At 69.8% G+C, this 3,343-nt stretch carries 2 protein-coding genes; one reads left to right on the forward strand and one right to left on the reverse strand.

The features are described 5' to 3' along the window. Positions 1-201 precede the first annotated feature (201 nt). The gene (locus G3I40_RS26200) at positions 202-954 is read right to left on the reverse strand and encodes a Tat pathway signal sequence domain protein (RefSeq protein ID WP_164304616.1); all 753 of its coding nucleotides are present in this window, start codon (positions 952-954) and stop codon (positions 202-204) included. Positions 955-1,147: 193 nt separating this feature from the next. Here G3I40_RS26200 and glgX point away from each other — a divergent pair, with 193 nt between their 5' ends. Further along, a complete protein-coding gene (gene glgX / locus G3I40_RS26205) occupies positions 1,148-3,265 on the forward strand; it encodes a glycogen debranching protein GlgX (RefSeq protein ID WP_164304617.1) in 2,118 nt (705 codons plus the stop codon). The last annotated feature ends 78 nt before the right edge of the window (positions 3,266-3,343 follow it).

The raw sequence follows: 3,343 nt of genomic DNA on the forward strand, positions 1-3,343 counted from the left end.
CGGGTGCCTGCCGGGGCGCGGCCGTGGCGCCCGGGGCGGTGGCGAGGGCGGTGCCGAGCAGCGCGGTGACCGCAAGGCCGGAGAGTGCGAGGGCGGGCCGCTTGCGGGCGCGCCGGGATCTGATGCCGTGCATGACGTCCATACGGAAGGAACTCCCTTGTGCAGGACACGTGTGTGGAGGGTGCGGTGACGGGGCCGCGCTCAGGAGAGGCGTCCGACCGTGCGGTCGCTGAGGTCGACGACGAGGGCGCGGGTGTCGATCCACGGCCCGTTCTTGACCTTGGCGACGACGCGCAGGCAGCGGTGCTTGCCGCAGGCGGTGAGGTCGGAGGGGACCTTCGCGACGGTCGCCTTGCGGAACACCATGCCGCTCAGCTGGAGTTGGTCGGCCTTCGTGAGCGCGTGCCCCGTCGCGTCCTTGTAGTCGGCCTTCAGGCCGGCGCCGAGCCTGTCTGCGATCAACAGCTGGGCCGCCTCGGTCAGTTCACCCCGGCTGGGCGGCGGCTGCACGCCCTGGTCGGTCCGGGAGTCCTCCACCTTTCCGGTGTCCAGGTTCACGGTCTTGGTGACGACGGAGTCGCTCCGGTAGTCGTAGTAGACGACGTCCGCGCGGCGCTGCCCCGCGGCGGCGCCGCTCAGCCCCGGGTCGATCTCCGTCAGGTTCGTCGACAGGTGCTGGGGGCCGCGGTCGCCCTCCACGTCCCTGGCGTCCATCCGCAGGCCGTTGTTCGTCACCGCGAGTTGCTCGGCCCGGCCGATCTCGGCGTCGGTGAGCGGATCACGGCCGACGCCCTTGTCCCCCTCCGCCGGGGCCGCCTCGACCTTGCCCTCGGGGGCCACCGCGTCCTGCTGGGCCGCCCCCGCCCTCGCGGCGTCGGCGGCGCCACCGTCGTCCGGCAGGCTCACGCCGACCGCGACGGCGGCACCGGCGACCGCGAGGGCCCCTGTCGCCATAAATTTCCCCAGATGGCGTCTTACTAGCTCGCGCACATCTTCCCCCTGCTTCCCCGGCAGCCCCACGGGTGGGCACCGGTATACGTGGTCAACTTGTAAGAGGGGCCCAACTCGTAGGTGGTTCCGCCACTTTCGGGGGAGAGACTGACTGATGTCGCCCGGGCGGCCGGGCCGGAAGTGGAAGAGTCTCAGCATGCAGGTCTGGCCTGGACAGGCGTATCCGCTGGGTGCCACGTACGACGGCGCCGGCACCAATTTCGCGGTCTTCTCGGAGACCGCGGACCGCATCGAGTTGTGCCTGTTGCACGACGACGGCTCGGAGACCGCGGTGGAACTGCGGGAATCCGACGCGTTCGTCCGGCACGCCTACCTGCCCGGGATCATGCCCGGGCAGCGGTACGGCTACCGCGCGCACGGCACCTACGACCCCGCGCGCGGGCTGCGCGTCAACTCGGCGAAGCTGCTGCTCGATCCGTACGCCCGTGCGGTGAGCGGTCAGATCGACTGGACGGAGGCGGTGTACGGCTATCCGTTCGGCGCCCCGGAGCAGCGCAACGACCTGGACTCGGCGCCGCACATGATGGCGTCGGTCGTGGTCAATCCGTACTTCGACTGGGGCGACGACCGGTTGCCGCGCACCGAGTACCACGAGACGGTGCTGTACGAGGCGCACGTGAAGGGCCTGACGATGCGCCATCCGGCGCTCCCGCCGGAGATGCGCGGCACGTATGCGGCGCTCGCCCAGCCGGAGATCATCGAGCACCTCACCGAACTGGGCGTCACCGCCCTGGAGTTGATGCCGGTCCATCAGTTCGTCAACGACCACCGACTCGTCGAGATGGGGCTGAACAACTACTGGGGCTACAACACCATCGGCTTCTTCGCCCCGCACAACACGTACGCGTCGTGGGGCGACCGGGGCGAGCAGGTCCTGGAGTTCAAGTCGGCGGTGCGGGCGCTGCACCAGGCCGGCATCGAGGTCATCCTGGACGTCGTCTACAACCACACGGCCGAGGGGAACCATCTGGGCCCGACGCTGTCCTTCAAGGGGCTCGACAATCCGTCGTACTACAGGCTGACCGACGACCCGCACTACTACATGGACACCACGGGGACGGGGAACTCCCTCCTCATGCGGTCCCCGCACGTCCTCCAGATGATCATGGATTCGCTGCGCTACTGGGTGGAGGAGATGCACGTCGACGGGTTCCGCTTCGATCTTGCCGCCACCTTGGCGCGGCAGTTCCACGAGGTGGACCGGCTGTCGTCGTTCTTCGACCTGGTGCAGCAGGACCCGGTGGTCTCGCGCGTGAAGCTGATCGCGGAGCCGTGGGACGTCGGCGAGGGCGGCTATCAGGTGGGCAACTTCCCGCCGCTGTGGACGGAGTGGAACGGCAAGTACCGCGACACGGTGCGGGACCTGTGGCGCGGCGAGCCGCGCACGCTCGCGGAGTTCGCGGGCCGGATCACCGGTTCGTCGGACCTCTACCAGGACGACGGCCGCCGCCCGCTGGCCTCCATCAACTTCGTGACCTGCCACGACGGTTTCACGCTGCACGACCTGGTGTCGTACAACGACAAGCACAACGACGCCAACGGTGAGGGCAATCGCGACGGGGAGAGCCACAACAGGTCGTGGAACTGCGGCGCGGAGGGCGAGACGGAGGATCCCGAGGTGCTCGACCTCCGGGCGCGCCAGATGCGCAACTTCGTCGCGACGCTGATGTTGTCGCAGGGCGTTCCCATGCTCAGCCACGGCGACGAGTTCGGCCGCACGCAGGGCGGCAACAACAACGCCTACTGCCAGGACAACGAGGTGGCGTGGGTGCGCTGGGCGGACTCCGACGCCCCGCCGGAGCCCTTCTTGGAGTTCACGCGCGCGATGGTGCGGCTGCGCCGTGAGCATCCCGTGTTCCGCAGGCGCCGCTTCTTCCACGGCCGTCCGGTCGAGGGCACGCACGACGAGCTGTCGGACATCTCCTGGTTCACGCCGGAGGGCGGGGAGATGACGCAGGAGGACTGGGGTGCGGCGCACACCCGCGCCCTGTCGGTGTTCCTGAACGGCAACGCGATCTCGGAGCCGGGCCCGCGCGGCGAGCGCATCCTGGACGACTCGTTCCTGCTGCTGTTCAACGCCTCTCCGACGGCGTTGGAGTTCGTGGTGCCCGTCAACCACGGGTCGGGGTGGCAGCCCGTCGTCGACACGGCGCTGGCGAACGGACTGCCCGCCGACGACGGCCCCAAGGTGCAGGCGGGCGACCGCATGACGCTGGCCGGCCGGAGCCTCACCGTGCTGCGACGGCCTGCGTAGCGGGTTCGAGGGGGCGTACGCGCCACGCGACGAGGAAGGCGAGGCAGGCGGCCGCGCTGCCCACGGCGAACGCCGCCG

This window comes from Streptomyces sp. SID14478 (assembly GCF_010548525.1).
Classification (GTDB): Bacteria; Actinomycetota; Actinomycetes; order Streptomycetales; family Streptomycetaceae; genus Streptomyces.